The sequence below is a fragment of the Pseudomonas cannabina genome, from assembly GCF_900100365.1.
GTDB lineage: Bacteria > Pseudomonadota > Gammaproteobacteria > Pseudomonadales > Pseudomonadaceae > Aquipseudomonas > Aquipseudomonas cannabina.
On record NZ_FNKU01000001.1, the window covers coordinates 3,193,064 to 3,207,789 of the forward strand.

The 14,726-nt window shown below is 59.6% G+C and carries 12 protein-coding genes and 1 pseudogene; 9 read left to right on the forward strand and 4 right to left on the reverse strand.

Features of this window, described 5'->3' with window-relative positions; all coding sequences use genetic code 11:
- Window positions 1-35: 35 nt before the first annotated feature.
- Together BLT55_RS15005 and BLT55_RS33490 are read right to left on the reverse strand one after the other, a co-directional pair.
- Entirely contained in the window at window positions 36-380 is a 345-nt protein-coding gene (locus BLT55_RS15005; protein ID WP_055001312.1) for a hypothetical protein, read from the reverse strand.
- A gap of 117 nt (window positions 381-497) precedes the next feature.
- Window positions 498-716, reverse strand: a complete 219-nt coding sequence (locus BLT55_RS33490; protein ID WP_055001313.1) for a hypothetical protein — start codon at window positions 714-716, stop codon at window positions 498-500.
- Between BLT55_RS33490 and rapA the strand changes: the two genes are divergently transcribed.
- Window positions 715-3,561: an RNA polymerase-associated protein RapA gene (gene rapA, locus BLT55_RS15015; RefSeq protein WP_055001314.1), complete on the forward strand. Its 2,847-nt coding sequence runs from the start codon at window positions 715-717 to the stop codon at window positions 3,559-3,561. The genes BLT55_RS33490 and rapA overlap by 2 nt on opposite strands.
- Window positions 3,562-4,139: 578 nt before the next feature.
- Here the strand turns inward: rapA and BLT55_RS15030 are convergent.
- The gene (locus BLT55_RS15030) at window positions 4,140-5,513 is read right to left on the reverse strand and encodes a spinster family MFS transporter (protein WP_055001897.1); all 1,374 of its coding nucleotides are present in this window, start codon (window positions 5,511-5,513) and stop codon (window positions 4,140-4,142) included.
- Window positions 5,514-5,747: 234 nt separating this feature from the next.
- Here BLT55_RS15030 and BLT55_RS15035 point away from each other — a divergent pair, with 234 nt between their 5' ends.
- Window positions 5,748-8,060 carry a putative bifunctional diguanylate cyclase/phosphodiesterase gene (locus BLT55_RS15035; RefSeq protein WP_055001898.1) on the forward strand — a complete coding sequence of 771 codons (2,313 nt, stop codon included), beginning with the start codon at window positions 5,748-5,750 and terminating at the stop codon, window positions 8,058-8,060.
- Window positions 8,061-8,185: 125 nt separating this feature from the next.
- Here BLT55_RS15035 and BLT55_RS15040 read toward each other — a convergent pair whose 3' ends face one another.
- A complete protein-coding gene (locus BLT55_RS15040) occupies window positions 8,186-8,491 on the reverse strand; it encodes a DUF2288 domain-containing protein (RefSeq protein WP_007248680.1) in 306 nt (101 codons plus the stop codon).
- Between BLT55_RS15040 and BLT55_RS34525 the strand changes: the two are divergent.
- The 7 genes and pseudogenes from BLT55_RS34525 to BLT55_RS15075 all read left to right on the forward strand — a co-directional run.
- Window positions 8,490-8,735, forward strand: a pseudogene (locus tag BLT55_RS34525) (hypothetical protein); the annotation flags it as partial. The gene BLT55_RS15040 and the pseudogene BLT55_RS34525 overlap by 2 nt on opposite strands.
- 84 nt (window positions 8,736-8,819) lie before the next feature.
- A complete protein-coding gene (locus BLT55_RS15050; RefSeq protein ID WP_055001899.1) occupies window positions 8,820-9,944 on the forward strand; it encodes a branched-chain amino acid ABC transporter substrate-binding protein in 1,125 nt (374 codons plus the stop codon).
- A 223-nt stretch (window positions 9,945-10,167) separates the two neighbouring features.
- Window positions 10,168-11,091, forward strand: a complete 924-nt coding sequence (livH, locus tag BLT55_RS15055; RefSeq protein ID WP_054080074.1) for a high-affinity branched-chain amino acid ABC transporter permease LivH — start codon at window positions 10,168-10,170, stop codon at window positions 11,089-11,091.
- A complete protein-coding gene (locus BLT55_RS15060; protein WP_055001900.1) occupies window positions 11,088-12,353 on the forward strand; it encodes a high-affinity branched-chain amino acid ABC transporter permease LivM in 1,266 nt (421 codons plus the stop codon). The genes livH and BLT55_RS15060 overlap by 4 nt, the downstream gene beginning before the upstream one ends.
- Entirely contained in the window at window positions 12,350-13,117 is a 768-nt protein-coding gene (gene livG, locus BLT55_RS15065) for a high-affinity branched-chain amino acid ABC transporter ATP-binding protein LivG (protein ID WP_054085339.1), read from the forward strand. Before BLT55_RS15060 ends, livG begins: the two co-directional genes overlap by 4 nt.
- Window positions 13,118-13,819 carry an ABC transporter ATP-binding protein gene (locus BLT55_RS15070; RefSeq protein WP_007248684.1) on the forward strand — a complete coding sequence of 234 codons (702 nt, stop codon included), beginning with the start codon at window positions 13,118-13,120 and terminating at the stop codon, window positions 13,817-13,819. It abuts the gene before it with no gap.
- Window positions 13,820-13,987: 168 nt separating this feature from the next.
- Window positions 13,988-14,668 carry a COG3650 family protein gene (locus BLT55_RS15075; protein ID WP_055001901.1) on the forward strand — a complete coding sequence of 227 codons (681 nt, stop codon included), beginning with the start codon at window positions 13,988-13,990 and terminating at the stop codon, window positions 14,666-14,668.
- The last annotated feature ends 58 nt before the right edge of the window (window positions 14,669-14,726 follow it).

The following is a 14,726-nucleotide window of genomic DNA, read 5'->3' on the forward strand; positions in this document are numbered from 1 at the left end:
CCATGACCAGCGCAAAAACCGGGGAAAACCTGCTGTCAGATCTGAATATCGACCCAGAGGCCCTGACGCGGCTCGTCATCGATGAGCGGTACGACCGGAACCGTGTTGTCGGCATTCAACGAATGTCCGGGAACCACCAGCCCCTGATACTCCTCGGCCTCTTCAGAACCACGACCGTGCTGACCGTGCTGCTGTTGACGCTGCTGCTCTTCACGCAATAGCAATGCGCTGCGTTCAGAATCTTCATTGTGCAAGTCGATGGAGGTCTCGTTGGAGCTCTCCTGTACCGGCGCAACAGGCGGGATGTCCGGCACGCGTCTGGCCGGGTCGGTCTGTGATGTCAAGGGCACCACACTTAACGGAAGCATAGGTTGCAGCATGGTTGTTCTCCTCTTACCGGGGTGTCGGCCGTGCACAAGGCAACTTGAACCGATATGAAAGGGTTGCGGTAATTTATAAGGATTTTTTGACTGCCTTTAGGGAGACGCTGATTTATTCTAAAACCCAGCTGTTGCCCCCAGATAAATCAAGGCCTCCAGAGCGTTGCAGGGACGAAAAATCGAATAAATCAGCGCCTCCTTAGTGAAATAAGTGTCATGGAACTGAATATTCAGTGCGCAGCAGGCGCTTTGGCAGGGTTTTTTCACGCCACCTTTGGTCTTCGGTGCGCGTTCCGTTAACATAGTCAGCTTTTTCAAGCGGGAGACAGGCAGCATGGCGCAGCAGTATCAACCGGGGCAACGCTGGATTAGCGACAGCGAAGCCGAGCTGGGTTTGGGCACCGTTCTGGCACAGGACGGCCGCTTGTTGACCGTGCTCTATCCGGCCACTGGCGAAACGCGTCAGTACGCACTGCGGAATGCTCCGCTGACCCGCGTACGCTTCTCTCCGGGCGATGTGATCACACACTTCGAAAACTGGAAGATGACCGTTCGCGAAGTCGATGATGTCGACGGCCTGCTGGTCTATCACGGCCTGAACGCACAGAACGAAGTGGTTACGCTGCCGGAAACCCAACTGTCGAACTTCATCCAGTTCCGTTTGGCGACCGATCGCCTGTTCGCCGGTCAGATCGACCAGTTGTCATGGTTCTCGCTGCGCTACAACACGCTCGAACACACCAGCCGTCAATTGCAGTCCTCTCTCTGGGGCCTGGGCGGCGTGCGGGCGCAGCCTATCGCGCACCAACTGCACATTGCCCGCGAAGTCGCCGACCGCATCGCGCCGCGTGTTCTGCTGGCTGACGAAGTAGGCCTGGGCAAGACCATCGAAGCCGGCCTGGTGATTCACCGCCAACTGCTCTCGGGGCGCGCCAACCGCGTGCTGATTCTGGTCCCGGAAAACCTTCAGCATCAGTGGCTGGTAGAGATGCGCCGCCGCTTCAATCTGCAGGTTGCACTGTTTGATGCCGAGCGCTTCATGGAAAGCGATGCCGGCAACCCGTTCGAAGACACCCAGCTCGCGCTGGTCGCTCTGGAGTGGCTGGTCGAAGACGAAAAAGCCCAGGACGCGCTGTTTGCAGCGGGCTGGGATCTGATGGTGGTCGACGAAGCGCACCACCTGGTCTGGCACGAAGACAAGGCCAGCCGCGAGTATTCGCTGGTCGAGCAACTGGCTGAAGTCATTCCCGGCGTCCTGCTACTGACCGCAACTCCGGAACAACTGGGCCAGGACAGCCACTTCGCGCGTCTGCGCCTGCTCGACCCGAACCGTTTCCACGACCTGAAAGCCTTCCGTGCTGAAAGCGACAACTATCGCCCGGTGGCCAAGGCCGTTCAGGAACTGCTCGACAAGGGCAAGCTGTCTCCGGAAGCACAGGCCACCATCCATGGTTTCCTCGGTGCTGAAGGCGATACGCTGCTGGCGGCAGTCAATGCCGGTGACGACGAAGCCAAGGCGCGGCTGATTCGCGAGCTGCTGGACCGTCACGGCACCGGCCGCGTGCTGTTCCGTAACACCCGCGCCGCCGTGCAGGGTTTCCCGGAGCGCAAGCTGCACGAATACCCGCTGCCCTGCCCGGTTGAATACCTCGAGCTGCCGGTTGGCGAGCATGCCGATCTTTACCCTGAGGTAAGCTTCCAGGCGCATTCGGACGTCAGCGAAGAAGAACGCTGGTGGCGCTTCGACCCACGCGTCGACTGGCTGATCGATACCCTCAAGATGCTCAAGCGCGTCAAAGTGCTGGTCATCTGCGCCCACGCCGAAACCGCCATGGACCTCGAAGACGCCCTGCGCGTGCGCTCCGGCATCCCGGCCACGGTCTTCCACGAAGGCATGAACATTCTCGAGCGCGACCGGGCTGCAGCCTACTTCGCAGACGAAGAGTTCGGCGCTCAGGTGCTGATCTGTTCGGAAATCGGCAGTGAAGGCCGCAACTTCCAGTTCTCTCACCACCTGGTTCTGTTCGATCTGCCGTCGCACCCGGATTTGCTGGAGCAGCGTATCGGCCGTCTGGACCGGATCGGCCAGAAGCACACCATCGAACTGCATGTACCGTTCCTGGAAACCAGCCCGCAGGCGCGCCTGTTCCAGTGGTATCACGAAGCGCTCAATGCCTTCCTCAATACCTGCCCGACCGGCAACGCCTTGCAGCATCAGTTCGGCCCACGCCTGCTGCCACTGCTGGAAAGCGGTGACGATGACGAGTGGCAAAGCCTGATCAACGACGCCCGCGCCGAGCGCGAGCGTCTGGAAAGCGAGCTGCACACCGGCCGCGACCGTCTGCTGGAACTCAACTCGGGCGGTGCCGGCGAGGGCGAGGCGCTGGTCGAAGCGATTCTGGATCAGGACGACCAGTTCAGTCTGCCGATCTACATGGAAACCCTGTTCGACGCGTTTGGCATCGACAGCGAAGACCACTCGGAAAACGCGCTGATCCTCAAACCGAGCGAGAAGATGCTCGACGCCAGCTTCCCGCTGGGCGACGACGAAGGCGTGACCATCACCTACGATCGCAACCAGGCGCTGTCTCGCGAAGACATGCAGTTCATCACCTGGGAGCATCCGATGGTTCAGGGCGGCATGGATCTGGTGCTGTCCGGCTCGATGGGCAACACCGCCGTGGCGCTGATCAAGAACAAGGCGCTCAAGCCCGGCACTGTGCTGCTGGAGCTGATTTATGTCAGTGAGGTGGTCGCGCCGCGTTCGTTGCAGTTGGGCCGCTACCTGCCGCCTGCCGCCTTGCGCTGCCTGCTCGATCCAAACGGCAATGATCTGTCGGGCCGCGTGTCGTTCAACACGCTGAACGATCAGCTCGAAAGCGTGCCGCGCGCGAGTGCCAACAAGTTTATCCAGGCGCAACGTGATCTGCTGACGCCGAGGATCAACGCGGGCGAGGAGAAGATCGCGCCGAAGCACGCTGAACGCGTGGCCGAAGCGCAGCGTCGTCTGGCAGCCGATACCGAAGAGGAGCTGGCGCGTCTGACTGCGCTGCAAGCGGTCAACCCGACTGTGCGTGACAGTGAACTGGTCGCCTTGCGCACTCAGCGTGAGCAAGGTCTGGCGATGCTGGAAAAAGCGGTGCTGCGTCTGGAGGCGATTCGGGTGCTGGTCGCGGGTTGAAACCACGCTGACTCTCGTCCCCACGCTCCGCGTGGGGATGCATTTCGTGACGCTCCGCGTCACACGGCGGTTCTGCGATGTCAGAGGGATGGAGGCTCGACTCAGGTCACCTTTTCGCCCCTCGGCGAGTGACTTTGAAGGATCAAAGTAACCAAAATCCTGGCTCCGTTTCCGGCCCGACTTCGTCGGGTTCCTTCGCCCTGTCACTGATCCGGGGGCCGCCGCAACGGGCCATCCATGGCCCAGAGTGTGTAAAAACGTCACGAGCGAAGGCAAGACAAGGCAAAAACAGGCGAAAAAGCGGAGTCTAGGTGTTCTAAATGAGCATTTTTCGCCTGTTTTTAACGCAGTATTGCAAAGCGCAGTAGTTTTTACACAGTCTGGGCCCGTTGCGGCTTGCTCGGCGTCCTGCCTCGCATCCCCCGGATCAGCGCCAGAGCTCAGCCGTCACTTACGTCGCAATCTGCGTTGTCAGTGCCATCGCGATAAAGACAGCAGGTTTGACTATCGTGCGACGCTCTGCGTCGGCATGCCGTTCTGGACGCTCTGCGTCCGATCTTGCATCAGAGCAATCACTGTCAGGCCACCACACCCCCCTCCACCAAGTCTTCCGCCGGCTCTTCCGCCATCATCCGCGCTTTCATCCGTTCGGCATCCCGGCTGAAGCAGCGCGATGCCTGATACAGAAACAGCAAGGTCAGGAACAGTGCTGCCGGAATCAGGTACATGGCGTTGTGCAGGCCAATGGCTTTGAAGCTTTCGTTCATGACGTCGATACCCGCCACGGCCATGGCTGTATGGGCGAAGTGGTCGGACAGCAAGCCGACGACCACCGGTCCAAGCCCGCCGCCCAGCAGATAAAGCCCGGCAAAGAACAGCGCCATAGCGGTTGCCCGCAGGCGTGGCTCGACCACGTCCTGGATCGCGGTGTAGACGCAGGTATAGAAGTTGTAGGCGAACAGCCAGCCCAGACTGAACACGCCTACGAACACACCGATCTCGATTCGCCCCGCATGCAATGCATAACCTGTCGCCAGCGCGGCGACCAGCATGCTGAAGGTTGCAAACAGCAGCCTGCCGTTGGAGGAGCGCTGATGCAGTTTGTCGGCAATCCAGCCGCCGAGGGTCAGACCGATCAACCCGGTGACGCCGACGATGATCCCCGTAGCAATCGCAGCCTCTTGCAACGGCAGCAGAAAGTAGCGCTGCAGCATCGGCACCATGAATGAGTTGCAGGCATAAGTCGCGAAATTGAACGTCAGACCACCCAGCACCAGCCAGCGAAACGTGGGGATCGACAGCACACGGCGGATCGGCCTTTCGATCGTTGCCTGCGACATGCGCACGTTTTCAGCCGCACCGCGCTGCGGTTCCTTGATGAAGAAAATGAACAGCGCTAGCAACAGCCCAGGCAGCGCTGCGATGAAAAACGGCGCCCGCCAGCTGTCGAACGCCTTGACCATCGCACCAATCGTGAAGAATGCCAGCAGCAGGCCCAACGGCAGTCCCAGCATGAACAGGCCCATGGCTCGCGCGCGGCGATGAGCCGGAAACAGATCACCGATCAGCGAATTGGCAGCAGGCGCATAACTCGCCTCACCAATGCCAACCCCCATGCGCACCAGCAGGAACGCCCAGAAACTGCCCACCATGCCGTTGACCGCGGTCAGCCCGCTCCATACCGCCAGGCCACAGCCCATGAGCTTTTTCCGCGAGCCATTGTCGGCCATGCGCCCCAACGGCAGACCAGCGATGGCATAGACCAGCGTGAAGGCGGTGCCCAGCATGCCCAGCTGAAAATCACTCAGATGCCATTCGAGACGAATCGGTTCGACGATGATTGCCGGGATGGTGCGATCGAAAAAATTGAACAGGTTGGCGAGGAACAGCAGAAACAGAACCCGCCAGGCGTTGGCGGCCTGTGTGGCGTTTCCCGGCAAAGGCGTGGTCATGGCGGTTCCGTCCTGTTTTTGTCATTCACCTCAATCTAGAAGCCCGCACGCCCGCTGTCTGTAAACATTCGTAAGTGTGAACCCGGGATGATGGCGCGACATAAGCACCGGCTATCACTTTGATACCAAAATGGCACCTCAGACATTGGCAGGTTGAAAACAGCCTCTATACTCACCTTAGATCGCCGGGTTTTCAGGCTCCGGCGCCCTGGTAGTGAATATATAGGGCACGCTATGGAGTGGCTGGGTTTAAACATGTTCGCCGGCCTTCCAGCGGACGGGCAACTGCTGATCGACTGTAGTCACAACATGTTTCTGGTGGCGCTGGCCTATGGAGTCGCGTGCGCCTCGTGTTTTGCCACGCTGGATATTGCCGACCGGGTCATTCTCGTCGAGGCCGTCAAAAGCCGTCGTCTGTGGAAGGCCTTGGGCGCGCTGTGCCTGGCGGGCGGCGTATGGGCCATGCACTTCATCAGCATGCTGGCATTCCAGGCACCGCTGACGATTTCCTATGACCTGACCATCACCCTGACATCGCTGCTGATCGTGCTGGTCACCGCACTGCTGGCCATGAGGGCGCTGACGGTACCGACGCTGACCCTGAAAAACTGCCTGTTCAGTTCAGTGGTCATGGGGATCGGCATCAGCATCATGCATTACCTCGGCATGTCGGCAATGCGTTCCGAGGCCACTCAATATTACGAACCGCAGATGTTCTCGCTGTCGATTCTGGTAGCCATCCTCTCCAGCATTGCGCTGTTGACCCTGGCTCGCCACCTTCGCCAGCACAGCGGCATGTTCCATCAGATGTTTCGTTATGGCGTCAGTCTGTTGCTGGGGGCCGGCCTGCTGACCATGCACCTGATGGGCATGCGCGCATTGCGGCTGGTCATGCCGGAGGGTGCCGAGCTGTTGACCCCCAGCACCGGAAACAGCCAGCAATTGGGGCTGACCATTGCTGCCATCACGTTGCTGATTATTGCCGGGAGCATCAGCGCCGCAATGGCTGACAAAAAGCTGCAAAGCAAAGAGCATGACCTGCAACGGGTCAACGCCCTGCTCAGCCAGCTGGATCAGGCCCGTGTCTCACTGCAGCAAGTCGCGCATTACGACCCACTGACCAACCTGATCAACCGTCGCGGCTTCAACCAGATATTTGCTGAGAAACTGCTGGAACATACCCTCGGCAAAGGCATGCTCGCGGTGATGTTTCTCGACATCGACCATTTCAAGCGCATCAACGACAGCCTGGGGCACGATGCCGGTGACGAGTTGCTCAAAGTCATCGCCGAACGCATTCGCAGCGCCACGCGTGTGCAGGACGTTGTCTCACGCTTTGGTGGCGACGAATTCTGCATTCTGCTGAGCATTCCCGACTACGAAGAGGCCCGACATCTGGCCCATCGGGTCATGCAGAAAATGAAGGAAACCATCGCCCTCGCGGGAAGGCGCATGGTCATGACCACCAGCATTGGCATCGCCGTGTTCCCGCGTGATGGCATCACCTGTGACGAGTTGCTCAAGCATGCCGACCTGGCGCTGTATCAGTCGAAAGGCGCCGGGCGCAACCGGGTCAATTTCTTCAGCCCGGACCTCAAGACCAAGGCCAGTATGGAGCTGCATCTGGAGGAAGAATTGCGCAGTGCGTTGCGCGAAGAGACCGGTCTGCAGGTGTACTACCAGCCTATCGTTGACCTGCGCACCGGGCACATCGCCAAGCTGGAAGCGCTGGTGCGCTGGAATCATCCGCACCACGGTCTGCTGGTGCCGGACCGGTTCATCGGCATTGCCGAGGCCAACGGCCTGATTGCCGAGCTGGACAACTGGGTGCTGCGCCGTGCCTGCCATGATTTGGGCACCTTGCGCCAGGAAGGCCTTGATCAGCTAATCATTGCCGTGAACTGTTCAGCGCTCAACCTGGGCCGCGACGAGCTGGTCGAAGAAGTCGAGTACGCGCTGGCCGACGCCAACGTCGCCCCCGGCAGGCTGGAACTGGAGGTGACCGAAAACGCCTTGATGGGCAACATCAGCAACACCATCCTGATGCTCAAACAGATTCGCAGCCTGGGCGTTTCGCTGTCGATCGACGACTTCGGCACCGGCTACTCGTCGCTGGCCTATTTGAAACGCCTGCCGCTGGACACGCTGAAAATCGATCGCTCGTTCATCATCGACATCCCCAATTCCCCGCAGGACATGGAAATTGTCCAGGCGATTATCGTCATGGCGCACACGCTGCGCCTGAAAGTGGTCACCGAGGGCGTGGAAACCCCGGAACAGCTGGAATTTCTGAGCAAGTTTGGCAGTGATTACGTACAAGGCTACCTGTTCAGCACGCCGCAACCACTCGAGCGCATTTTGCCGCTGGTCAGGCAAATGAACCTGCCTGTTCCGACTCGAACCTCGCCCTCATCGCTGGCAGTGGATACGTCCGAGGCCGCGAGCCACGGCCAGCAGTCAATGGACCTTTTTGGCGAATTGCCAGACAGCAACATCCTTTCCGCCTACCGGTCGCCGCGTGCACAGCGAAGCCGCGCCAACGACTGATGATTGCCTGATCAATGCGCTGAAATCGCGTGTCCTTAAAGTGTGGCCCCGCGCTACTTGAACACCCGGACAGTTACCTTCCAACCCAGTCTGCCAGCCGAGCAGGCACTTTAAGGGTGCAGCATTCAGTCGTTCGCCCTGTTTTGAATCAGAACCCAAGGTGCAACTACGACTGCCCAGAGCAGCGGATCGCTCTCCACCAGCTCAAGCGCCTTGGTTTCAGAGACCTTGCCAACCTGCCCGTCAGCCAGCCACGCAGACACCTTGGCTGCCTCATTTTCGGCCACAGCCTCGGCGACTTCGATGAGATCCAGCGGTGGCTCGACCCACAACAGGGCACCCTTGGCAAAGAATGGTTGCAATTCTGCCCAGCGAATTGATGCGGTTTCTCCGAGCAGTTTGGCATAGAGGGTGCTAGGTTCTTGCGTCATGGGTTTCACCAGAAAGAAAATCGGCCCAATGATAGCGCCGACCCTCTCCGGGAAAAACCCGAAAGCAGGTGATTGGTCGCAGGGAAGTGCAGATAACCTTATGGATCTGAAGTGATTTCAGGCACTCAAGCGGTTGGATTCTGTAACTTTCTTTCGATAAAGCGACACGCATCGGTTTGCCCCTGAACGCCCGGCTTTCCAAGCCAGCGAACGGCGCTCTAAACTGTTCCGGTACAGTTGGCGGCGCGCAGGAAAACCGGTGACCGAATCCGGTCCTGGAGCTTTGGCCATCAGGATTATAAAAACTACAACGCAAGAGTGGAGCATCATGACTAAGGGTACTAATAAGCTGTCCAGGCTGTTTGCCGCACTGGTTATCGCGGGGGTTGCCAGCCATTCGTTCGCAGCTGACACCATCAAGATCGGCATCGCCGGCCCAAAAACCGGCCCGGTCGCCGAGTACGGCACCATGCAGTTCAACGGTGCCAAAATGGCCATCGAGCAGATCAACGCCAAAGGCGGCGTGGATGGCAAACAGCTTGAAGCCGTCGAGTACGACGATGCCTGCGACCCGAAACAGGCCGTTGCAGTTGCCAACAAAGTGGTCAACGACGGTGTTAAATTCGTGGTCGGTCACCTCTGCTCCAGCTCCACTCAGCCCGCGTCCGACGTCTATGAAGACGAAGGCATCATCATGGTGACGCCAGCCGCCACCAGCCCGGACATCACCAGCCGTGGCTACAAACTGGTATTCCGTACCATTGGTCTCGACAGCGCTCAGGGCCCGGCCGCAGGCAACTACATTGCTGACGTCGCCAAGCCGAAAATCGTTGCGGTCATTCACGACAAGCAGCAATACGGCGAAGGTATCGCAACGGCCGTGAAGCAAACGCTGGAGAAAAAAGGCATCAAGGTTGCGCTGTTCGAAGGCATCAACGCGGGCGACAAAGACTTCTCCTCGCTGATCGCCAAACTCAAGCAAGCCAACGTTGAATTCGTCTACTACGGCGGCTACCACCCTGAGCTGGGCCAGATCCTGCGCCAGTCCAAGGAAAAAGGCCTGAAAGCGAAGTTCATGGGCCCTGAAGGTGTCGGCAACGAGTCCATCTCGCAAATCGCTGGCGATGCTTCCGAAGGCCTGCTGGTGACCCTGCCGAAATCCTTTGATCAGGACCCGGCCAACCAGGCGCTGACCAAGGCGTTCCAGGACAAGAAGCAAGACCCGAGCGGCCCGTTCGTGTACCCGTCCTACTCCGCCGTTCAGGTCATTGCTGACGGCATCGCTGCCGCCAAGTCCGAAGACACCGCGAAAGTGGCAGCCGCCATCCATGCGGGCTCCTTCAAGACGCCGATGGGCGACCTGAGCTATGACGAAAAAGGCGACCTGAAGAACTTCCAGTTCGTGGTTTACGAGTGGCACTTCGGCAAGCCGAAGACCGAAGCCGCCAAATAAGCTGCTGCGTCAACCACCGAAGCCCACTGCCTGCGCAGTGGGCTTTGTTTTACAAATCCCGGCCCGTTCGCCCTCTCTGAAAGCAGAGCAGCGCAACGAAGCCCCCTGAAAATCTTAAAACCGTCACCAGCGGTTCTCTGACAGCGTCACGAGCAACGCATCGACAGAATGCGCCCCGGCTCGATTCGGAGAAATGCAGATCAGGTTTTTAGGAGCGCGGTAAATGCCCGAGTTATTCCACTACATGCAGCAACTGGTCAATGGCCTGACCATTGGCAGTACGTATGCATTGATCGCCATCGGCTACACGATGGTCTACGGCATCATCGGAATGATCAACTTCGCCCACGGCGAGGTGTACATGATCGGTTCCTATGTTGCTTTCATGGCACTCGCCGGACTGGCGATGCTGGGGATTCACAGCCTGCCGTTGCTGATGATTGCCGGTTTTGCCGCAGCCATCATCGTGACCAGCGCCTATGGATACAGCATCGAGCGCGTGGCCTACCGTCCGTTGCGCAACAGCAACCGTCTGATTCCACTGATTTCTGCGATCGGCATGTCGATCTTCCTGCAGAACTCGGTTCAGCTTTCCCAGGGTTCCGGCAACTATGCCATCCCCAACCTGCTGCCCGGCAGCCTGTCGTTCGGGCCCGGTGGTTCGCAGGAAGTGCTGATTTCCTACATGCAGATCGTGGTGTTCGTCGTCACCCTGCTGGCCATGACCGGCCTGACCCTGTTCATCTCCCGCTCACGCATGGGCCGCGCCTGCCGCGCCTGCGCCGAAGACATGAAGATGGCCAATCTGCTGGGGATCAACACCAACAACATCATTGCCCTGACCTTTGTGGTCGGTGCGGCACTGGCGGCCGTCGCGGCCATGCTGCTGAGCATGCAATACGGCGTGATCAACCCCAATGCCGGATTCCTCGTCGGGCTCAAAGCATTCACTGCGGCGGTGCTGGGCGGTATCGGCTCGATCCCCGGCGCTGTACTCGGCGGCCTGGTACTGGGTGTCGCCGAAGCCTTCGGCGCCGACATTTTTGGTGATCAGTACAAGGACGTCGTGGCCTTCGGCCTGCTGGTCCTGGTGCTGCTGTTCCGACCGACCGGTATTCTGGGTCGTCCGGAGGTTGAGAAAGTATGAGCAAGTCTTTCAAACAGGCGCTGTTCAGCGCCGCGCTGGTCTGGGCAGTGGCCTACCCGGTGTTCGGCCTGAAACTGGCCTTCTCCGGCGTCACGCTGCAAGTGCAGAATGCCAGCCCGCTGACCCTGACCATCATTGCCGTATGTTCGGTCCTGCTGTTTCTGCGCGTGCTGTTCGCCGAACAGATCAGCGGCCTGCTTCGCGGCTCCGACAAGCCACTGATCCCGCAAAAGACCAGCGACTTCCTGACTCAGCCGACTACCCAACGCTGGGGTCTGGCAGCGTTGATCGTGCTGGCCTTCATCTGGCCGTTCTTCGGTTCGCGCGGCGCGGTGGACATCGTCACGCTGATCCTGATCTACGTCATGCTCGGCCTCGGCCTGAACATCGTGGTCGGGCTCGCAGGCCTGCTCGACCTCGGCTACGTGGGTTTCTATGCGGTCGGTGCCTACAGCTACGCCCTGCTGTCGCATTACTACGGCTTCGGGTTCTGGATCTGTCTGCCGATTGCGGGGTTGATGGCGGCGCTGTTCGGGTTCCTGCTGGGCTTTCCGGTATTGCGTCTGCGCGGAGACTATCTGGCCATCGTGACGCTCGGGTTCGGCGAGATCATCCGGATTTTCCTGCGTAACCTGACCGACATCACCGGCGGCCCGAACGGCATCAGCAACATCGAAAAACCGACCTTCTTCGGCCTGACCTTCGAGCGCAAGGCTGCCGAGGGCATGCAGACGTTTCATGAGTTCTTCGGCCTGCCGTACAACTCGATCAACAAAGTCATTTTTCTCTACCTGATCGCCCTGCTGCTGGCGCTGGCCGCACTGTTCGTCATCAACCGCCTGCTGCGCATGCCGATCGGTCGGGCCTGGGAAGCGTTGCGTGAAGACGAAATCGCCTGCCGTGCACTGGGCCTGAACCCGACGGTGATCAAGCTTTCGGCCTTCACCCTCGGCGCGGCCTTCGCAGGTTTCGCGGGCAGCTTCTTTGCCGCGCGTCAGGGTCTGATCACACCGGAATCCTTCACCTTCATCGAGTCGGCAATCATTCTGGCCATCGTCGTGCTGGGCGGCATGGGCTCGCAACTGGGCGTGATCCTGGCGGCCATAGTGATGATCCTGCTGCCTGAGCTGATGCGTGAGTTCAGTGACTACCGCATGCTGATGTTCGGCGCGCTGATGGTGCTGATGATGATCTGGCGTCCACAGGGCTTCCTGCCGATGCAGCGACCCGAAATGAAATTGAAAGCGGAGCTGCCGAAATGAGCCGCCCATTACTGCAAGCCACTGGCTTGAGCATGCGTTTCGGCGGCCTGCTGGCGGTCAACGGTGTCGCCCTGACGGTCAATAAAGGGCAGGTCGTGTCAATGATCGGTCCCAACGGCGCAGGCAAAACCACGGTCTTCAACTGCCTGACCGGTTTCTACCGGCCCAGCGCAGGCACCATTCTGCTGGACGGCGAACCGATTCAAGGCCTGGCCGGTCACCAGATTGCCCGCAAGGGCGTGGTGCGAACCTTTCAGAACGTGCGTCTGTTCAAGGAAATGACCGCGGTGGAGAACCTGCTGGTTGCCCAGCACCGGCATTTGAACACCAACTTCCTGTCCGGGCTGTTCAAGACTCCAGCGTTCCGCCGCAGCGAACGCGAAGCCATGGACTACGCCGAGCACTGGCTGGAAGCAGTCAACCTGCGGGAGTTCGCCAACCGTCCTGCCGGCACGCTGGCCTACGGTCAGCAACGTCGCCTGGAAATCGCCCGCTGCATGATGACCCGCCCACGCATCCTGATGCTCGACGAACCGGCTGCCGGCCTGAACCCTCGGGAAACCGACGACCTGAAAGCGCTGATTGGCGTGTTGCGCAACGATCACGACGCTACCGTGTTGTTGATCGAGCACGACATGAAACTGGTAATGAGCATTTCTGACCACATCGTGGTGATCAATCAGGGCACACCGCTGGCCGACGGCACACCGGAACAGATTCGCGACAATCCTGACGTGATCAAAGCCTACCTGGGGGAAGCGTAAATGCTGCAATTCGAAAACGTTTCCACCTTCTACGGCAAGATTCAGGCGCTGCACAGCGTCAACGTGGAAGTGCGTCAAGGCGAGATCGTCACCCTGATCGGCGCCAACGGCGCGGGCAAGTCCACCCTGCTGATGACCCTGTGCGGTTCACCCCGCGCCCACAGCGGCAGCATCCGTTACATGGGCGAAGAGCTGGTCGGTCAGGAATCGTCGATCATCATGCGCAAGAGCATCGCCGTGGTGCCGGAAGGCCGCCGGGTGTTTGCGCGCCTGACGGTCGAAGAAAACCTGGCGATGGGCGGTTTCTTCACGGAAAAGGCTGACTATCAGGAGCAGATGGACAAGGTCCTGCATCTCTTCCCGCGTCTCAAGGAACGCTTCAATCAGCGCGGCGGCACCATGTCCGGTGGCGAACAGCAGATGCTTGCCATCGGCCGCGCGCTGATGAGCAAGCCCAAGCTGCTGCTGCTCGACGAGCCTTCGCTGGGGCTGGCACCGATCATCATTCAGCAGATTTTCGAGATCGTCGAACAACTGCGCCGGGATGGCGTGACCGTGTTTCTGGTCGAGCAAAACGCCAACCAGGCCCTGAAAGTCGCCGACCGCGCCTACGTCCTGGAGAACGGCCGCGTGGTCATGCAAGGCACAGGCGAAGAACTGCTGGTCGATCCGAAAGTGCGGGATGCGTATCTGGGCGGGTGACATCACACAAGACAGCTCGTTATCCACGCTCACGGCTTCTGCCCATAGGCGTGGGAGCGGACCGGGCGAGGCTTCGCCCGGTCCGCTCCCGCACGCGATAGACATTCCACCCCTTGTGATGCACCACCAGTCTGAGTAACGTGGCGGCACTTGTCTGGAGATCAATCCATGTTCGCTGTTCGTTCTGTCCTTGTATTTGCCCTTCTTCCCCTGTTCGCCGGATGCCAGCTGCTTGGCAAGCCGGCCGATGCGCCCACGGTGTCCACCGCAGGCATGCTGCGTATGCAGGGCGACCTGACGGGCGAAAACGGTCAGTTGCTGTTCAAACCGTGCAATGAGCAGCGTCGCTACGTGGTCAAGGATCGCGGCAACACCGGTGTTCTTCAGGAAGCCGCCTCGCTCGCCGACAGCAAGGGCAAGGTGTTTGCCGATCTGCGCGGCAACTTCACGGCGAGCAAGGCCGGCAATAGCGACGGTCTGCTGGACCTGCACCAGCTGTATCGTGTCGAGCGCCCGGGCCAGTCCTGTGAAGACCTCAATTTCAAGCGCCTGACCCTGCACGTCAATGGCAACAAACCGGCCTGGAACGTCAATGTCAGTGGCAAGGGCATGGTGCTGGAGCGCGAAGGTGCCGAGCCACTGGCGGTGCCGTATGTCGAAGAGAAGCTTCCCGACGGCAGTTTCAGCATCAGCAGCGAGGCCAATAATCAGCGCATCGAGCTGTGGGTTGCGCCGCAGCGTTGCGTCGACAGCGTCAACGGCTCGGTGCAACACCTGACCGCCGAGCTGCGCATCAACGGCCAGGCCCAGCGTGGCTGCGGCTATTACGGCGGCTCGCGCGACGATTGATCGGGCAGGCTCGCCGCCAAAGGGGTTCAGCGCTTATAATCGCCGGTTCTTGTAGTGC